Source organism: Pseudolactococcus piscium, assembly GCF_002441695.1.
Classification (GTDB): domain Bacteria; phylum Bacillota; class Bacilli; order Lactobacillales; family Streptococcaceae; genus Pseudolactococcus; species Pseudolactococcus piscium.
On sequence record NZ_JXJW01000003.1, the window covers coordinates 110,774 to 128,156 of the forward strand.

At 39.7% G+C, this 17,383-nt stretch carries 18 protein-coding genes; 11 read left to right on the plus strand and 7 right to left on the minus strand.

The window, feature by feature from the left end; translation table 11 throughout:
* The first annotated feature begins 149 nt into the window (after positions 1-149).
* From RU86_RS02395 to RU86_RS02415, 5 genes are all read left to right on the plus strand, one after another.
* Positions 150-977: a methyltransferase domain-containing protein gene (locus RU86_RS02395; protein WP_096813885.1), complete on the plus strand. Its 828-nt coding sequence runs from the start codon at positions 150-152 to the stop codon at positions 975-977.
* Between the two features lie 157 nt (positions 978-1,134).
* Positions 1,135-3,006, plus strand: a complete 1,872-nt coding sequence (locus RU86_RS02400) for a PTS mannitol transporter subunit IIBC (protein WP_096813886.1) — start codon at positions 1,135-1,137, stop codon at positions 3,004-3,006.
* Between the two features lie 162 nt (positions 3,007-3,168).
* Positions 3,169-5,127 (plus strand): BglG family transcription antiterminator, encoded by a 1,959-nt coding sequence (locus tag RU86_RS02405; RefSeq protein ID WP_179296178.1) that lies wholly within the window; start codon positions 3,169-3,171, stop codon positions 5,125-5,127.
* Between the two features lie 108 nt (positions 5,128-5,235).
* A complete protein-coding gene (locus RU86_RS02410) occupies positions 5,236-5,676 on the plus strand; it encodes a PTS mannitol transporter subunit IIA (RefSeq protein ID WP_096813889.1) in 441 nt (146 codons plus the stop codon).
* 105 nt (positions 5,677-5,781) lie between these two features.
* Positions 5,782-6,930, plus strand: a complete 1,149-nt coding sequence (locus RU86_RS02415) for a mannitol-1-phosphate 5-dehydrogenase (protein ID WP_096813890.1) — start codon at positions 5,782-5,784, stop codon at positions 6,928-6,930.
* A 132-nt stretch (positions 6,931-7,062) separates the two neighbouring features.
* Here the strand turns inward: RU86_RS02415 and menA are convergent, their stop codons facing one another.
* A complete protein-coding gene (menA, locus tag RU86_RS02420) occupies positions 7,063-8,013 on the minus strand; it encodes a 1,4-dihydroxy-2-naphthoate polyprenyltransferase (RefSeq protein ID WP_096813891.1) in 951 nt (316 codons plus the stop codon).
* Positions 8,014-8,366: 353 nt separating this feature from the next.
* Between menA and tpiA the strand changes: the two genes are divergently transcribed.
* A complete protein-coding gene (gene tpiA / locus RU86_RS02425) occupies positions 8,367-9,125 on the plus strand; it encodes a triose-phosphate isomerase (RefSeq protein WP_096813892.1) in 759 nt (252 codons plus the stop codon).
* Positions 9,126-9,193: 68 nt separating this feature from the next.
* On the opposite strand, the gene RU86_RS02430 is transcribed toward tpiA, so the two are convergent.
* The gene (locus RU86_RS02430; protein ID WP_096813893.1) at positions 9,194-9,484 is read right to left on the minus strand and encodes a DUF3270 family protein; all 291 of its coding nucleotides are present in this window, start codon (positions 9,482-9,484) and stop codon (positions 9,194-9,196) included.
* A 184-nt stretch (positions 9,485-9,668) separates the two neighbouring features.
* Here RU86_RS02430 and RU86_RS02435 point away from each other — a divergent pair, with 184 nt between their 5' ends.
* The 4 genes from RU86_RS02435 (at position 9,669) to RU86_RS02450 (ending at position 14,180) form a co-directional block, all read left to right on the plus strand.
* Complete coding sequence (locus RU86_RS02435) at positions 9,669-10,598, plus strand: peptidase U32 family protein (RefSeq protein ID WP_096813948.1); 930 nt, start codon at positions 9,669-9,671, stop codon at positions 10,596-10,598.
* Positions 10,599-10,860: 262 nt separating this feature from the next.
* The gene (locus tag RU86_RS02440) at positions 10,861-12,150 is read left to right on the plus strand and encodes a peptidase U32 family protein (RefSeq protein WP_245810457.1); all 1,290 of its coding nucleotides are present in this window, start codon (positions 10,861-10,863) and stop codon (positions 12,148-12,150) included.
* Between the two features lie 187 nt (positions 12,151-12,337).
* The gene (locus tag RU86_RS02445; protein ID WP_096813894.1) at positions 12,338-12,973 is read left to right on the plus strand and encodes a VTT domain-containing protein; all 636 of its coding nucleotides are present in this window, start codon (positions 12,338-12,340) and stop codon (positions 12,971-12,973) included.
* Between the two features lie 64 nt (positions 12,974-13,037).
* Entirely contained in the window at positions 13,038-14,180 is a 1,143-nt protein-coding gene (locus tag RU86_RS02450) for a nicotinamide-nucleotide adenylyltransferase (RefSeq protein WP_096813950.1), read from the plus strand.
* A gap of 4 nt (positions 14,181-14,184) precedes the next feature.
* Here RU86_RS02450 and RU86_RS02455 read toward each other — a convergent pair whose 3' ends face one another.
* Positions 14,185-14,502, minus strand: coding sequence for a hypothetical protein (locus RU86_RS02455; protein WP_096813895.1), 318 nt, complete (start codon positions 14,500-14,502; stop codon positions 14,185-14,187).
* Between the two features lie 82 nt (positions 14,503-14,584).
* Here RU86_RS02455 and RU86_RS02460 point away from each other — a divergent pair, with 82 nt between their 5' ends.
* Positions 14,585-14,797: a YdbC family protein gene (locus RU86_RS02460; RefSeq protein ID WP_047916104.1), complete on the plus strand. Its 213-nt coding sequence runs from the start codon at positions 14,585-14,587 to the stop codon at positions 14,795-14,797.
* Between the two features lie 44 nt (positions 14,798-14,841).
* Here the strand turns inward: RU86_RS02460 and RU86_RS02465 are convergent, their stop codons facing one another.
* From RU86_RS02465 to RU86_RS02480, 4 genes are all read right to left on the minus strand, one after another.
* Positions 14,842-15,192: a DUF3397 family protein gene (locus tag RU86_RS02465; RefSeq protein ID WP_096813896.1), complete on the minus strand. Its 351-nt coding sequence runs from the start codon at positions 15,190-15,192 to the stop codon at positions 14,842-14,844.
* A 77-nt stretch (positions 15,193-15,269) separates the two neighbouring features.
* Positions 15,270-15,845 carry a biotin transporter BioY gene (locus RU86_RS02470; RefSeq protein ID WP_096813951.1) on the minus strand — a complete coding sequence of 192 codons (576 nt, stop codon included), beginning with the start codon at positions 15,843-15,845 and terminating at the stop codon, positions 15,270-15,272.
* A 204-nt stretch (positions 15,846-16,049) separates the two neighbouring features.
* Complete coding sequence (locus RU86_RS02475; RefSeq protein WP_096813897.1) at positions 16,050-16,529, minus strand: aminoacyl-tRNA deacylase; 480 nt, start codon at positions 16,527-16,529, stop codon at positions 16,050-16,052.
* Positions 16,526-17,365: a DUF368 domain-containing protein gene (locus RU86_RS02480; protein ID WP_096813898.1), complete on the minus strand. Its 840-nt coding sequence runs from the start codon at positions 17,363-17,365 to the stop codon at positions 16,526-16,528. The genes RU86_RS02475 and RU86_RS02480 overlap by 4 nt, the downstream gene beginning before the upstream one ends.
* Between the last annotated feature and the right edge of the window lie 18 nt (positions 17,366-17,383).

The window sequence follows — 17,383 nt, forward strand, 5'->3', positions numbered from 1 at the left end:
TTTGGTTTGATTAAGTTATCTTTTTATTATACCATATCCTATGCTATAATAAAGGATAGTGTAAACGGCAGACAAGATAAGTAAGCAAGTTTTATTTTGAGTATGTCACCTGACGTTTCCTGTTAAAAAATCACAAGACTGGAAAAATGATGCTGAAAAAAATTGATAAAGCTGCGCGATACTTGGCGAAAAATAGTCCCTCACTGCGCTGTCCGATTTGCCAGTCATCAGTTAAGCTTGATGGCTATGCGCTCATCTGCCAACATGGTCATACCTATAACCTGAATAAAAAGGGAAGTATTAACTTCTTAACGATTAAACCAGATACGACCCATTACACCAGAGCCATGTTTGAACCACGTAGGCAACTGATACAAGCGGGGATGTATGCGCCTGTCTTAGCTGAAATTCAAAATAGATTAACTTCAGGTAATCTGTTAGATGTCGGTAGTGGTGAAGGTAGCTTTTTAAATCTATTAAAGGTTGAAGGCAGTAAGTTTGGCTTTGATATCGCGCGTGATGGGATCAATATGGCCAGTGAGTATACAGAACTAGAGGCTTTCTTTAGTTTGGCTGATTTGACCAATTTACCTTTTTCAGATCAGGCCATGGGGACTGTCTTAAATATCTTTACCCCGTCAAATTATCGAGAATTCAAGCGTGTTTTGACAGATGATGGACAAGTGATTAAAGTGATTCCAGACCAATTTTACTTGCAAGAGTTACGGACGGCATTTGGCATGGCAGTTGACTATGATAATCAGGAGGTCATCCGTAAATTTGCTGAAAACTTTCCGGATTATACACAAAAAGAAGTCAAATATACGTTTGAACTGCCACCGCAGTTACGCAACGCTTTCTTATCCATGAGCCCACTAGAATGGCAAGTTTCTGCTTCAGAAAAGGCAAGGATTGCCCAAAATCCACCACAAGTGGCAACCATTCATGTCCAAATTTTACAAGGGAAAAAGTCTTGACACAAAATAGTGTGTCAAGGTTTTTATTTACCTTCGTTTTGCAAACGGTTACAATTGAGATGTGAAGTAAGGATATCTTAAATCAACACCCTGTATTTTTTATTCATAAGCATGATGGACAAGCTATCCTGAAAAAAATGTTCACAAGGAGAATAATATGAACGAAGAAAAAGCTAAATTTAGCTTAAAAGTAGCGGTACAACGTATCGGATCTGCTTTGTCAAGCATGGTGATGCCTAATATTCCTATCTTAATTGCATGGGGGGTTATCACAACTTTATTTATTGGAGATGGGTGGTTACCTAATCCACAATTTGCCTTGCTAGTTGGGCCAATGCTTGCCTATCTGATTCCGATTATGATCGGGTATACGGGTGGTAAAAATGTCTATGACCATCGTGGTGGTGTCGTTGGTGCGATTGCAACAATGGGTGCAATCGTTGCGACTCAAGGATCAATTCCATTTTTAAATACTGTTTCAGGTATGGATCCATCAAGTACTAACTTTGTAAGTGGCTTTAAAGATGCCGTCGCAAGTAGAGGGACAGATGTCCCAATGATTTTAGCAGCTATGATTTTAGGACCACTTGGTGCTTGGGTAATCAAGAAATTTGATGCTTGGGCACAGCCTAAAGTCAAGGCAGGACTTGAAATGCTGGTTAACAACTTTTCAGCTGGTTTGATCGGGTTTGCCATGGCACTGATTGCCAATAAAGTTGTTGGACCAATCATTGAAGCCTTGACAAAAGTAATGGCACATGGGGTTGATTTTCTCATTTCAAATCATTTAATCCCACTGGCTAACCTATTTATTGAACCTGCAAAAATTCTCTTCCTGAATAATGCCATTAACCATGGGATCTTAACACCGCTTGGGACTGAACAAGTCTTGAAAACAGGTAAATCTCTACTCTTCTTACTAGAAGCGAATCCTGGTCCTGGTCTTGGTGTGCTACTCGCTTTCTGGTTCTTTGGTAAAGGATCTGCAAAAGCAACTGCACCTGGTGCGATTATCATCCACTTTATCGGTGGGATTCACGAAATTTACTTCCCTTATGTCATGATGAAACCAGCTTTATTTGGTGCAGTTATGGCTGGTGGTGTGACTGGTACTTTCGTAAATAACATGTTAGGCAGTGGCCTTAAAGCACCAGCTTCTCCGGGGTCAATCATTGCGATTCTATCGATGACACCAAAAGGGATTGGTAGCTTTGCGGCCGTTCTTGCAGGTGTTATTTCAGCCGCAGTTGTCTCTTTCTTTGTCTCAGCGTTAATACTTAAAAATGATAAATCAATGGTTGATGACTCAACACTTGAGGCAGCTCAAGCAGAACTTGCTTCAAATAAAGCGGTTGCCAAAGGACAAACTCAAGTTGCAACTGATACAGCGATTGTTGCAACTCATATTAAACACATCATCTTTGCCTGTGATGCGGGTATGGGCTCATCAGCGATGGGTGCTTCTATCTTGCGCGATAAGGTCAAAAAAGCAGGTCTTACGATTGATGTGACAAATCGCGCGATCGCTAATCTAACGGATGCGGCTGATACACTCGTTGTGACACAAGAAGAACTTGCGCCACGTGCAGCACAAATGGCACCAAGTTCAACACGAGTTGCCGTATCCAACTTCTTAAATTCACCTAAATATGAAGCAATCATTACTAGTCTAACTGGTAGTCAGACAGCTGATCAAGTTGTAGCTGCCCAAGATGACGTCACAAATGAAATTGACTTGAATTTGATTGATGAAGTTGTCTTTGCACACGATGCGACAGCCATTGGTAGTGCGACCATGGGTAAGGAAACGATTAACGCCATCTTCAAGAATAATGGTGTGAAAATTCCTGTTTCAGATGTTGAATTCTTGGCATTATCAGCCTATAATGCAGCCAATATCGTTGTTGTTGTCACCCAGGGTAATTTAGATAAGGCCAAACACTATGCACCCAATGCCCAATATCTGAGTGTAGATAGTTTGATCACCACACATGAGTATGATAAAATGGTGGCGAGAATGAAGAAGTGATAAGGGTTTGGTGAGCTTTCTGAGAAAAATCACGATTCCCGCTAAGATGAGTGATTTGATAGGAACCCGCTAATGCGGGTTTTTATCGAGCAAGGGAGGAGAACAAAGCCTTACCGCTCAATCGTTTTATTGCGCGATTGCTTAACCATTCAAGGAGTTAGTATGTTAGTCACAAAACGTGAACAAGAAATTATTAATGCAATCGTCAAGAAAGGAAAAGTTAGTATTACTGAACTTCTTGATGTGGTTGGTGTGAGTCGGCGGACACTTTACCGCGATTTACAGAATTTACAACAATTTTTACCAAGATATCAAGTAAACTTGATAAAAAAAGATAATTTTTATCAGTTGGTAGGTGATCTATCACATTTAATCAATCGACAAGTTGTTGACGCATTTAGTCAGACAGAACGCCATTTTATGGAATTAATTCTGTTAATTTTTGAACAAGGCAAACTCACGACATTCATGGATAAGTTTGCAATCAGCCAGCCAACGGCTACAAACGATATTCGGGTCATTGAAGATAATCTTGCCTTTACTGGCGCAGGTCTTGTTCGTGAAGGCGGACTAGCTGTTATTGCAAGTGAATATAGTAAGCGAACCTTACTGGTGTCGAGTCTAGTCAGTAACTTATCTACAAGTGATATTTTTAAGTTTAATGTACACATTTATGCCAATAATAAAATAGCCCAGCTCTTTGATCAAGCCAATTTTGAACGTACCACACAAGCCTTTCAACGCTCAAAATTGACACAAATTTCTGATCGAACACAAGGCGTGCTACGCCTATTTTTCATCGTGACACTGGAAAGGATCAGCCAGGGACGGTTAATCGAGAATCATTATCATTTTCATCCGTCAAAGGATGCCCTAGACTTGGTAACACGGATTGTACAAAACTTGGATGAGGCAAGGCTTAATCTACCTGAGATTATTTATTTAGCTAATATGGCTGATGTGTTGCATTTCGATAAAGGTGGGAATTTTCTGTTCAATGAAAAATATGATACTAGTTTTTCATATAAGGTCCGACAACTGATAGCAGATGTTGGTAGTAAAAGTGGTTTGAATTTTAGTCTGGATGATAAAATTTTTGCCATACTTAATACCCACCTAAGGAGTAGTTTTACAGTGCCGCAACTTTTTTCTGATGAAAAAAATGAGCTGATATCTCGTATTCAAGATGAGCAGTCCAGCCTATTTCAGATTGTCGGTGAAACCTTAGTCACTGTCTTTGAGAAAAGGTTTGCCAATCAAGAAATTGCTTTGGTAACCCTACATTTTGTGGCAACGCTAGAAAGTTCAAATCGTGTATTTCCGATGAATGCACTTCTGGTAACCAGTCGGGGACGCGTGTCTATGGCGTTTTTGGCGCGTAAGCTTCAAACACAATTTCCCTTTATCAGGTCAATCAAAATCGTACAAGTCAGCCAGCTAGAGACTGATATGTTTGCTTATTTTGATATTGTTTTCACTACTGAAGCGTTGGATGACAGCTATCAGGTAGGTGGCAAGCTGATAAAAATTGCTGCCAATCTCGCCCTATCTAATCTATCGGAGATGACGCATGATATTCGCTTGATCAGAAATCAAAGCAAGCCTAGAGATTTTTCTGAAGTGCCAGCAGAAAACACCCTTGATTTTCAAGACTTCTTTGTCAAAAGTCAGGTCATCTTACAAAATTTTAGCTTATCTAAACTTGATAATTCAAGTGATTTTGATGCAACCCTTTACGAGCTGATGCAGGAAGACAATCTGATCGACTGGGAATTGTTGGAACGGTTTAAGCGCACGTCATTTGGTATTCCCGAAACGAATCTTGCCCTGATTCATGGTGTTTCTGCTCGTGTCAAACGCCCTGAGTTTAAAATTTTTGAACTAAGTCAGCCAATTGACGTGATGGGGATGGACAAGCAAGTGATGTCAGCCAACCGTGTCTTATTTCTGACAGCACCACAAACAGTAGATGACGTTTATACGTATATATTAGGTAAGATTTCTAGTTCTATCATCGAGAATACCCTCTATACGGTCATTTATAGCTCAGGAAATTTTGATATCATCTATGAGTTACTGAGCAAAATCATTAACGATAGTTTTGCCAAATATGATAAATAAGCGTTAAGCCTTGTCACAAAAAAATGTGACAAGGCTTTTATTTACAGCGTTTTGGGAAGCGATTACAATGAAAGCATAAGGACGTAAGACAATGATAGAGGTGGAAAAATGGATATTCAAAAAAAATTGATTCAACTAGGACAGGCATTTACAACAAAAGAGGAAGCAATCGTCTTTTGTGGAGAGCAACTCCTAGCTGGTGGCTATGTTACCGCTGATTATCTGCCAGCAATGCTGGAACGCAATCAAGCGTTATCTGTTTATATGGGGAATTTTATTGCGATTCCACATGGTACAGATGCGGCTAAAAAAGAAGTCCTTAAAACAGGGATTACCATCGTTCAAGTCCCTCGTGGTGTGAACTTTGGAGATGATGCAGAGCCTAAACTTGCGACAGTCCTCTTTGGTATAGCAGGTGTCGGAAATGAGCATTTAGCATTGATTCAAAAAATTTCAATCTTCTGTGCAGATGTTGATAATGTTGTCAAACTTGCAGATGCGCAAACAGCAGATGAAATAGCAGACTTGTTGAACTCGGTTGACGTATAAGCACCATAGTCAGTCGTTTTTTAGCAAAATAGATAGCTTATCAGGCATGATGCGATTAAGCCACCGTGTTTCAAGATAAACCATCGTAATTTGAAAGGAAATAAGATGAAAAAAGCAGTACATTTTGGTGCAGGGAATATCGGACGAGGGTTTATAGGGGAAGTGCTTCATGAAAATGAGTTTGCCGTGACATTTGTAGATGTCAATGAAACAGTCATCGATGCTTTGAATGCCCGTGGTAGTTATGAAATCGAACTAGCAGAAGATGCTGCAACACGTATCCCAATTCATCATGTATCTGGTATTAATAATAGTAAAGATCCTGAAGCAGTGGTTCAGGCAATTAAAGATGCCCATATTGTCACGACAGCGATCGGTCCGAATATCTTGCCATTCATCGCTGAGCTGATTGCAAAGGGGATTCAAGCAAGAAGAGTAGGTAAAATCATCGCGCCAATCGATTTTATTGCTTGTGAAAACATGATAGGTGGGTCGGACTTTCTAAAGACTAAAGTAATATCATTTTTGACTGAGGCTGATATAGCCTATGTTGATACCTACGTTGGTTTTCCTAATGCTGCGGTTGACCGGATCGTACCTGGTCAAACACATGTCGATCCTTTGTTCGTTGTTGTAGAACCATTTAGTGAGTGGGTCATTGATGAAAGTCAACTCAAAAATACGGTGATTCATCTAAAAGGTGTTCATTATGCTAGGGAGCTTGAACCGTTTATCGAACGCAAATTATTTTCTGTCAATACAGGTCATGCGACAGTTGCTTATCATGGGGCTTACTATGGCTATAAGACCATTGATACTGCACTTCAAGATGCGCGCGTGATGACAGCGCTTGTCAATACGCAAAAAGAGACCCGAAATCTCTTACTTGCAAAATGGGAGTTGTTCGACGAAGCAGAACTCCTTGCCTATCACGAAAAAATCCGTGGCCGTTTTGTTAATCCGCATTTATCGGATGATATCAGCCGAGTTGCAAGGACGCCAATCCGAAAATTGGGTTACAATGAACGGTTCATCAGACCAATTAGAGAATTAAATGACCGCAACCTATCATTTGCCAGTCACTTGTCGACAGCAGCTAAACTCTTCAAGTATAAGGATGCGACCGATGAACAAGCCGTCGAGCTACAAAATAGGCTTGCGACAGAACCGCTACAGACAGTGATTACAGCAGTAACAGGCCTTAAAGATAGGAGCTTAGTTAAGGCACTTGAGGCCAGTATAATCGCTTTATAGGACATCAGTTAATCACGACAGATGACGACTAAACTAGCATCTAAAAACCAGCTATCGGCCTGATAACTGGTTTTTTAATCGTTTATTTTTATAAGTGCCTTAAGTTAGGTGCTTTAAGGTATTAGTATTAGGTCATCGGTAAATGAGGATACTAAGTAAGAGACCCAACCCATAGCATGCATTAAAGACAACTAAATTCTTGATGGCATAGCCAAAACTTCTAGGATGGGGTAGCGCGCTTTGGAAGTCTTGGTTATTTTTCCAGACAAGTGGCAGTGACACAAAGGTGATTAAAACCGGCCAGTGATAGATCCCGCTAATGAGACCAACAATAATCGTTAGATAGCCCAGCAAGGCTAAGGCCTTAAACAGCTTAATACCAACGGGACGATTGATATAATAGATTAAGGTGTAGCGATGATTCTGGATATCTAAGTCCAGATCTCGCAAATTATTGGCTAGCATGACGTTAGCGATTGAGGTAACAAGCGGTAAGGCTGCAAGTATAACGGCAGCGATCGACCAGATATTCCCATCTAGATGAAACAGACCAGTTTTGAAATTGACTTGCAAATAGAATGGTGGCTTGTTTGTGACATTCACACAAAGAACTAATAAGAAAATCCCCAGTCCCATGGTAAAGCCACTGAATAACTCGCCTAAAGGCATTCTTGATAAAGGGATTGGCCCATAGGTATAAAAAATACCGATAAAGCAACACATGCCACCAATTAGCATGAATAACCAGCCAGCTTGAGTCGTTAGGTAGAAACCAGTAACTAAAGTAAAGCCAATCATGGCAAAAATAAGTCGCCTAACTAGACCTAAAGACAGGTCAAGTTGACCGATGATATTTTCCTCATACTTATAAATATCAGATTTGGCTTTTTTGAAGTCCATATAGTTGTTAATGGCTGTGGTCGCCATGTCAAAACTAAGCATGCCACAGAAAAAAATCAAGGTATTGATCCAGTGTATCTGGTCAAAATAGCTAATGGAGAACAAGACACCGATTATAAAAGGGAAGAAACTGGCGAGTTTCGTCTTAATCTCAACTAAATTTAAAAAGGTACCGAATGACATATCTATCTCGCTTTTCTATTAGATAATAATGCCTTGCTTTAGGGGAAGAGTCGCTTTTCGTCAAAGCAAGACCAGTTGACAGATGGATCAACTATTCATATTTTAACATGTTTAAGCTAAAAGTGACATCTAGTCAGTTTGTTCTTGGCATATCAGATGACCAACTAGTCCTAAGAGACACCACTAAAAATGAGGATGTAAAAGTAAACGGTTACACGCTTTTTTTGTTGGAAATAAAAGCCGTTACAGTAATTTTATTGTGAATATTTTACCATTTTGTGATAAAATAGGAGTGCATGGTAGGTAGGGCAATCCGTTCTACCGCCAAATAAAAAACTTATAGAGGTGGACTCATGTCACGTAAACCAATTATTGCTGGTAACTGGAAAATGAATAAAACTTTAGCTGAAGCGAAAGCTTTTGCTGAAGCAGTAAAAGGAAAAGCACCATCTGCTGATCTTGTAGAGACTGTTATCGGTAGCCCTGCATTATTTCTTGCACCACTTGCAGAAATTTTAAACGGTGATGTGATCGAAGTTGCTGCTCAAAACGCCTATTTTGAAAATGCTGGTGCCTTCACTGGTGAAAATTCACCAGCTGCTATTGCTGATCTTGGTATCAAATATATCATCATTGGTCATTCTGAACGTCGTGAATACTTCCACGAAACTGACGAAGATATCAACAAAAAAGCAAAAGCAATCATTGCAAATGGTGTGACACCAATCATCTGTTGCGGTGAAACACTTGAAACTTATGAAGCTGGTCAAACAGCACAATGGGTTGAAAGCCAAATCACTGCAGCATTGAAAGATCTTACACCTGAACAAGTATCAAATCTTGTTATTGCTTATGAACCAATCTGGGCAATCGGTACTGGTAAATCAGCTGATGCAAATACAGCTGACGAAACATGTGGTGTTGTCCGTAACACAGTTGAAAAACTTTACGGTAAAACAGTTTCAGACGCAGTTCGTATCCAATACGGTGGTTCTGTTAAACCTGAAAACGTTGCTGAATACATGAGCAAAGAAAACGTTGATGGTGCCCTTGTTGGTGGCGCATCACTTGAAGCTGAAAGCTTCCTAGCACTTTTAGACTTTGTTAACTAATTGAGCTGAAAGATCCCTTTGAGGGGTCTTTTTTTTTGAAAAAAAAACAAAAAAATAAGCCAGAAGGCTTATTTTTTAATCATACGTAAGCATGTTTTGATTGCTTTTTTTAGTACTGTCAACATGGTAAAGGATAAGACAATCGAAATGATAACTGCTAGGAAACTTGGCATCACTGCCATCAATACAGAGCATCCGATGACGATAAAGACTGAAAATGTGGCAATATTTGAAAAGAAGGCTATTTCTTTAATTCTATCAGCTGTTTTTATATGTTCAGCCATCTTTTCTTCCTGCGTATATTGACGCGTTGGTAATTGCCAATTATTAAACTCTTCATCAAATCTAGGGGCTTCCATACTGTCTCCTCTGCACTACCTTTAAATCATAGCACGATTAGCTTAATCTAAATCTTACAATCAAATTACTATATTACGTTAATGTTACAAGGAGGTGAAAATGGTCAAACATGATAGTGAGCGTCGCAACATCAATTACAATGAGATAAGATTAAAGCGCTATTTATTTGGTATAATGAAAAGCATGACAAAGAAAATAATGATTACTGCTACAGTTGACAGTATTGAACAGGCTAAGGCCTTACTCGCAATCGGTATAGATACCTTATATATTGGTGAGGAGACCTATGGACTTAGATTGCCACATGAATTTACCCAGGATGAATTGCGTGAATTGACTGAGTTAGCACATGCGGCTGGTGCTAAAGTGACGGTAGCTGTTAATGCCATTATGCATCCAGATAAAATGGCTACGATTAAGCCGTATTTAGATTTTCTTCAGGAAATTAAGGTAGACCAGCTGACAGTCGGCGATACGGGCGTTATTTTTGTGCTTGATCGTGACGGGTACAAGCTACCCTATATTTATGATGCGTCGACGATGGTAACCAGTAGTCGTCAGGTAAATTTCTGGGGAGAACAAGGGGCCATAGGTGCTGTTTTATCTCGTGAGCTACCAAAGGAAGAGCTTGTTGCCCTGTCAGATAATTTGACTGTATTTGGCGAAATTTTAGTCTATGGTGCAACGATTATTCATCAGTCTAAACGCCCATTACTAGAAAATTATTATCATTTTATCAAGACCGATGAAGAAAAAACACGGGATAGAAATTTATTTTTAAGCGAACCAAAGCAAGAAGAGACGCATTATTCTATCTATGAAGATAGTCACGGCACGCATATTTTTGCCTCTGATGATGTTAACTTGATGACTGAGCTGGGTGAATTAACTGCTTTAGACTACACACATTGGAAACTAGACGGGATTTATACACCGGGAGATAACTTTGTGAAAATTGCTGAACTGTTTGTGCAAGCAAAAAACTTGATTATGTCAGGTCAGTTTACAGCAGCTCAAGGCTTTGCCTTTGATGAGGCCATCCGCAATTTACATCCAGCTGAGCGGACACTAGGCCATGGATTTTATGATTTGGATCCCGATGAAATTCAGTGACAGCTATAGCGGCCTGCATACACGTTATAAATGTACCGGATTATGATACAATTTAAAAGTTAAAAAATCGCAAAGGAGATGAGTTGCGATTTTTTTTGGATAATAAGGTCATGAAAAATCGCAACTCATTAGCTCTCCTTATATGGACTAAAGACAAGAGTTACTTAATTATGGTATACTATTTAAGTTAAAGTAACAGTTTTGGTCTCGTTTAGAGGTCTTTTCAACTTACTCATCTTATCTTGAAAATAGGAGAATTAAAGTGAAACAAACACCCTTGAAACGTCCTGAAGTACTAGCACCTGCAGGGACCTTAGAAAAATTAAAAGTAGCGATTAGCTACGGTGCTGATGCAGTTTATATCGGAGGCGATGCCTATGGTTTGCGTTCTAGAGCTGGTAATTTCAGCTTTGACGAAATGCGTGAAGGCATTGCCTTTGCCAAAGCCCACGGCGCTAAAGTCTATGTCGCGGCTAATATGGTCACCCACGAAGGCAATGAAGCAGGGGCTGGTGAGTGGTTCCGTACATTACGTGATATCGGCATTGCGGCAGTTATCGTCAGTGACCCAGCTTTGATCGCTATAGCAGCAAGTGAAGCACCTGGCCTGCCAATCCATCTGTCGACCCAAGCCAGTGCAACTAACTATGAAACTTTAGAATTTTGGAAAAAACTAGGGCTAGAACGCGTTGTTTTGGCACGTGAAGTTTCCATGGCTGAGTTAGCTGAAATTCGCAAGCATACAGATGTTGAAATCGAAGCCTTTGTTCATGGCGCTATGTGTATTTCTTATTCTGGTCGCTGTGTTTTATCAAATTACATGAGCAAACGTGATGCTAACCGTGGCGGTTGTTCACAATCATGTCGTTGGAAATATGACCTTTATGATATGCCATATGGTGCAGAACGCCGGTCTGTCCAGGGTGAAATTCCTGAAGATTTCTCGATGAGTGCTGTGGATATGAGCATGATCGAGCACGTGCCAGATCTGATCGAGAATGGGGTTGATTCCTTTAAAATCGAGGGCCGCATGAAGTCGATTCATTATGTCTCAACGGTCAGTAATGTCTATAAAAGAGCAGTAGATGCTTATTTAGAAAGCCCTGAAGCATTTCATGCCATCAAACCGGCCTTAGTAGATGAACTTTGGAAAGTTGCCCAGCGTGAACTTGCAACTGGCTTTTACTATCAAACACCGAGTGAAAACGAGCAACTATTTGGCGCTCGCAGAAAGATTCCCCAGTATAAATTTGTTGGCGAAGTCGTGGCCTTTGATGAGACAACGATGACGGCAACGGTACGTCAGAGAAACGTGATCACAACTGGAGATGAAATCGAGTTTTATGGACCAGGCTTCCGCCATTTCACGGCAACTGTTGATAACTTACGTAATGAGGAAGGTGAGCGCATTGATCGTGCCCCCAACCCGATGGAGTTACTTACGATGACAGTGCCTGCGCGTGTTGAACCAGGTGATATGATTCGTAAAAATGGGTCAGGACTGATTAATTTATATGAAGAAAATGGTGTGGCAAAGACTGTTAGAGCCTAGCCGATAAGCAAGTATTGAGACTAGATTTTCAATGCTTTTTTCTTATTTGCCCTACTTAAATCTGGCTAAGTCACTCAAGCCTGGATGACTTATGTTATAATTTAATGAGTAACTTTATTTAGTAATAAATCGAAAAATATGAGGTCTAGACGGATTAGACCAGACGTGAATTGGAAAGAAAAGGATCATGATAAACTTTATTTTACATATTGATGACTATATTTATAGCATGGCACAATCAGTAGGCGGATGGACCTATCTCATCTTGTTTCTCGTGATATTTGTTGAAACGGCTGCTATCGTGATGCCGTTTTTACCAGGAGATAGCTTACTTTTTGCAGCTGGTGCATTAGCCGCTAATCCTAAAATGGGCTTTAATGTGGTCATCTTCCTATTCTTATTTTTCTTTGCTGCTTTCTTCGGAGATGTCTGTAATTTTTTAATTGGGCATACAGTTGGTAATAAGTTGATTGAACATCATTTCTTCAGTAAACTGATCAAGAGAAAACATATTGATGAAGCTGAGCAATATTTCGAGAAAAATGGGTCAATCGCCATTATTTTAGGCAGATATATCCCAATTATTCGGACATTTGTGCCATTTGTTGCAGGAATCAGTCAATTTCCAATCAGAGAATTTGTGAAGCGTGCCTTTATAGCAGCCCTATCTTGGTCCTTGATTGCGACTGGTTCAGGTTACTTATTTGGTAACATTCCGTTTGTCAAGAAACACTTCTCTGCTATCATCATGAGTATCATCGTGGTAACATTATTACCAAGTGTAATTGCCTTTCTGAAATCAATTAAAAAACGGACCGTATAAGTGATTGTTTAACTGTCGCGATAAAAGCTAGACTAACTGTGAAAAGATAGAAATAGGGTAAATGATGCAGACAAATAATATTTCAAAAGGTAAATTATCAGGAAAAAAAATTGGCGTATACTTTGGCACATTTGCGCCCTTGCATACTGGACATCAGCAACAAATTTATAAAACATCAGCACTTAATGAAGGTGTGTTACTGATTGTATCAGGATATGATGGTGATCGTGGCTCTAAAATCGGCCTCCATTTGGACAAAAGATTTCGCTATTTACGTGAGGCCTTTAATGATGAGGCAGCCATAAAGGTTGTCAAGCTCGATGAAAATGGGATTCCTGAAATGCCACATGGCTGGGATGACTGGACAAATCGCTTATTTGGGTTAATTCAAGCCAATACTGAATCTGAAAATTTAGAGGTCACTTTTTATGTTGGGGAAGCAGAATATGTGACTGAGCTATATAAACGCTTCCCGCTAGATGATGGCAATACTTATACTGTTGAGATAGCCGATCGACATGATATCCAAATTTCAGCTACGATGATTCGTGAAAATCCTCAAGCCTACTGGCAGGATATTAACCGTGTCTTTCGTCGTCAGTTCTCCAAAGTCGTGACCTTGATGGGATCTGCCTCTACGGGTAAATCAACCCTTGTTAGGCGGCTAGCCAGATCAATCAATGCCCCATTTTCAGAAGAGTATGCAAGAAGCTATGAAGAGTATTCAAATATAAATGATGACGAGCTTGAAATGTCTGACTATGCCCGTTTAATTACGGGGCAATATGATGTCAACTCTAAAGAAATCAATTCACCTGCCAATCAAGGGATTGTTTTTCTGGATACGGATGCCATCGTGACACGCGTTTATGCTAAACTCTATCTCAGTGAAGAAGATCAGGCTCAGCTGGAACCGCTGTTTCAAAAAATAATTCGTGATGAACAGATGGATTTGATTTTGGTCATCCCGCCCATTACCAAATATATTGATGATGGCTTTCGGAATATGGAATGGGAGTCATCGCGACACGAGTTCCATGAAGAACTGATGCGCCAATTAGCAGAGTTTAATCTGATGGATAAGGTTGTCTTACTAGATGATACAGGTGATGTACGAGATGAAAAAGGCTATCTCAGTCGCTATCATCATGCTATCGATGCTGTTAAGCAACAGACTGGAGTCGAAATAAAACGCCTAGACTACTAAAAGTCTAAGCTTTTTTTTTATCTATCATAGCTGTTTTGACACTTTCAGGTACAAAACTTACTTTTTTTACTTTACTTAATAAGATAATCCGAATTTGATTGGACATGATATCTTTTGTCACGACTTGTCGCTCTGTGATGCTGGTTATATTGGCCGCAAAGCTTGTTAATTCTGTATTTTTTTTATTAAAATGGAGATAGACTGGATGATTAAAGGATTGTGCGAGCTCAAGATTTGCGAGTACCTCTAGATCAATAGCTGCCTTTACTGCTACCTTAGGCCGCGAAAACAAATGACCTATTTTTTCTAATATTTTTTTCATAGCAAAATTATATCATATTTTGAGAAATATTGGGTTAGATTGCGTATAATAGTAGTGAGACTTAAAATGGAATGGAGATAAGATGAGCGAGTTTAAATTTGAAATTGAGGAGCATTTGATTGTCCTATCTGAAAATGATAAGGGATGGAAGAAAGAACTGACACGTGTGTCATGGAATGGCTCACCAGCAAAGTTTGATATTCGCCAATGGTCCCCTGATTATAGCAAGATGGGAAAAGGGGTTACCTTGACCAATGAAGAATTTCAGAAACTGGTTGAAGAACTTACCAAATAATTGAGATACAGATCAAAAAAATTAGCGAACAATCGCTAATTTTTTTATGTCTTGAAAATGATGATAATCATTAAGATATAGAGCAGTAAGGTGACAAAGAAAGTGATTCGCCAAAAAAAATGGAGAAAGTGGCGGGCATCAAAGTGTCGATTATAGAATAAGTCTAGAAAAAGCAGAACGAGCGCTATAATTGAGATAAGCATTAAAAAGTAAGGCAAGATACTGATATGCGTGACTTGACGAGAAAATAGATGTAAGCCAAAAATCAAAAAAACGGTCATAATATCTGGCACATTAATTGTCGAAAACTGTCTGATTTTGAAAAACTTGAAGAGAAGTGGTATCAGTATAAATAATAGTATCGGATAAATAGCAATTAATAGGTGAATGAACATAAGACTATTTTAGCTTTTTTATCTCGAAAACACAACACTGGCTAGTTAAGCAAGATACGTGTTTTAAAACGTCAGCATTATTTAGCTGTAGACTTGATAAAGTAGGCGTTTGTTTTCAAGGCACGTCGGATGTAGTAGCCGATGATTGCTGCAAGAATTGCTTTGACAATACCTGGAATAATAAAGGGTAAAAAGCCAAGCTTAAATCCTGCTTGAAGTGATAAGTGTGCAACAACTGCAAGCCAGGCAGTCCCTATAGCCAAACACCAAATCGTCCCAATCAGATTGGCAATTATAAATAAGGCTAATTTGCCACGTGCTGTTTTCATTAACAGAGCGAGTTTACTTAACTGAGCAACCTGTAGTGCTTGAAATAAGAAACCAATCAAAAAACCGCCTGTTGGTCCGAGAATGACACCGAATCCAGCAGCACCACCAGCGTATACAGGGAGACCGATTGCACCAAGGATTAAATAAACAAGAATAGCGAGTACACTGTCTAATGGGGTAAGTACAGTCGCAATAATGCCGACAGCCAGGGTTTGCAGTGTCAGTGGCACGATGGGTAAGGGAATGGTAATTTGGCTTGAGATTGCTAGAAAAGCCGCAGCAATAGCGATAATTGCCAGACGTTGTGTTTTATTATGCGTCATTTTTTTATTTTTTTGATGCCTTAACAGGTGTCTAGATATCATCGAGATGCCTTGCGTAAAAAAGCAGACTGATTATGATAAGAGATAGAGTTAAGGGCATCATCCTTTCTGAAATAGGTTTGTATTGTAAACCTAAATAATAAATTAAGTATACAATAAAACTACTAGATTAGCAAGCATATAAAAAACGATCTCTAAGATCGTTTAGTAAGTTTCTGGTTCTGAGATGTCAGCAAAGCTGGCATGTACGAACTCAGCAAGTAGCTGCGGTTGAATCCGAATGCTGCGGCCCACTTCACCAGCCGATACAATCATAACTGGTTTTGACAAAGCAATTTCATCGATATAAATGGGGAATGCATGTTTTTGATGAATACCTATTGGATTATTGGCACCATGGATGTAGCCAGTTGTTTTCTGCAAGTCTTTTTGCGGAATCATGCTGACTTTCTTCATACCAGAGACTTTGGCCAATTTTTTTTCAGAGAGATGTCTTGTTAATGGGACAATACCGATGATCGGATCACGCCCATTTGTAAGCGCTAAAGTTTTATAGATGTCATCTCTGGTGATACCATCTGGTAAGTCATCCTTAAGTGCATTTAAGGCTAATGCGTCATGCACAATGCCAGCCTTATCAAGAATCTGATCGACAAGCGTCTTTTTTAGTTTTTGTTTCTTCATTTGTATTTGTCCTCAAGTCGACTCATCCATAAGCCTAAAATCAAACCGAGTGCTGTACATACAATCGCAAGTAAAGCGGTAAGTAAGGTACTTCCTGAGTAACTGATACTTTCAGCAGCTTGTGGATTGGGTACGAGGATTAAAATGGTTGAGGCACAGACAACCCCTATAATAAAATGAAAGACGCGTGAATGATAGGTTGTTAACAGATATTCCATCCCTTTTGCAAAGCAGAACATAGCGAGGGCACCGCCGATTGCGATGGGTAGAAATACATTGACTAAATCGAAATTTTTAAATCCTGTCAACATAGGAGAATAGAGGCCTAAAATTAAGAGTAGATTTGATGGCGATAGGCCAGGTACGAGTACCCCTAATGCGATCAGGGCACCAGCTAAGATAAAGGTAGCAAAATTAGCTGGTAATGTGCCAAAGAGATAGGGCAGGGTGTATAAGAAGACGAGACTGATGACAAAAGTGCCGATCAACCAAGCCCAATCCGCTTTATCACGCTGGCTTTCTTTTTCCGATTCTTGCCATAGTGATGGTAAGCTACCGATGATGGCACCTGAAAATCCCCAAAGGACAATCACCTGATAATGAACTAATAGAAATTCTAGTGGACGGGATAAGAGACCAACACCTAATATCCCACCGATACCCACAGGTAGAAAGTAGAGGAAGTTTGCCTTGAAGTTTTCACGAATATGCGCAAGAAATCCAAGCATGCGTTCGTATAAGCCTAGAATAGCAGCAAGGACGCCGCCTGAAACGCCTGGCAGGATAAAACCAAGTGCTATGATGACACCTTTGATGAGCCTAATTAACCATGACATTGATATGTAACCACCTTT

What these genes read in the sequence shown, in the direction of transcription:
- RU86_RS02395 (WP_096813885.1), top strand. Translation starts at nt 150, where the DNA reads ATGCTGAAAAAAATTGATAAAGCTGCGCGATACTTGGCGAAAAATAGT.
- RU86_RS02400 (WP_096813886.1), top strand. Translation starts at nt 1,135, where the DNA reads ATGAACGAAGAAAAAGCTAAATTTAGCTTAAAAGTAGCGGTACAACGT.
- RU86_RS02405 (WP_179296178.1), top strand. Translation starts at nt 3,169, where the DNA reads ATGTTAGTCACAAAACGTGAACAAGAAATTATTAATGCAATCGTCAAG.
- RU86_RS02410 (WP_096813889.1), top strand. Translation starts at nt 5,236, where the DNA reads ATGGATATTCAAAAAAAATTGATTCAACTAGGACAGGCATTTACAACA.
- RU86_RS02415 (WP_096813890.1), top strand. Translation starts at nt 5,782, where the DNA reads ATGAAAAAAGCAGTACATTTTGGTGCAGGGAATATCGGACGAGGGTTT.
- menA (WP_096813891.1), bottom strand. Translation starts at nt 8,013, where the DNA reads ATGTCATTCGGTACCTTTTTAAATTTAGTTGAGATTAAGACGAAACTC.
- tpiA (WP_096813892.1), top strand. Translation starts at nt 8,367, where the DNA reads ATGTCACGTAAACCAATTATTGCTGGTAACTGGAAAATGAATAAAACT.
- RU86_RS02430 (WP_096813893.1), bottom strand. Translation starts at nt 9,484, where the DNA reads ATGGAAGCCCCTAGATTTGATGAAGAGTTTAATAATTGGCAATTACCA.
- RU86_RS02435 (WP_096813948.1), top strand. Translation starts at nt 9,669, where the DNA reads ATGACAAAGAAAATAATGATTACTGCTACAGTTGACAGTATTGAACAG.
- RU86_RS02445 (WP_096813894.1), top strand. Translation starts at nt 12,338, where the DNA reads ATGATAAACTTTATTTTACATATTGATGACTATATTTATAGCATGGCA.
- RU86_RS02450 (WP_096813950.1), top strand. Translation starts at nt 13,038, where the DNA reads ATGCAGACAAATAATATTTCAAAAGGTAAATTATCAGGAAAAAAAATT.
- RU86_RS02455 (WP_096813895.1), bottom strand. Translation starts at nt 14,502, where the DNA reads ATGAAAAAAATATTAGAAAAAATAGGTCATTTGTTTTCGCGGCCTAAG.
- RU86_RS02460 (WP_047916104.1), top strand. Translation starts at nt 14,585, where the DNA reads ATGAGCGAGTTTAAATTTGAAATTGAGGAGCATTTGATTGTCCTATCT.
- RU86_RS02465 (WP_096813896.1), bottom strand. Translation starts at nt 15,192, where the DNA reads ATGTTCATTCACCTATTAATTGCTATTTATCCGATACTATTATTTATA.
- RU86_RS02470 (WP_096813951.1), bottom strand. Translation starts at nt 15,845, where the DNA reads ATGACGCATAATAAAACACAACGTCTGGCAATTATCGCTATTGCTGCG.
- RU86_RS02475 (WP_096813897.1), bottom strand. Translation starts at nt 16,529, where the DNA reads ATGAAGAAACAAAAACTAAAAAAGACGCTTGTCGATCAGATTCTTGAT.
- RU86_RS02480 (WP_096813898.1), bottom strand. Translation starts at nt 17,365, where the DNA reads ATGTCATGGTTAATTAGGCTCATCAAAGGTGTCATCATAGCACTTGGT.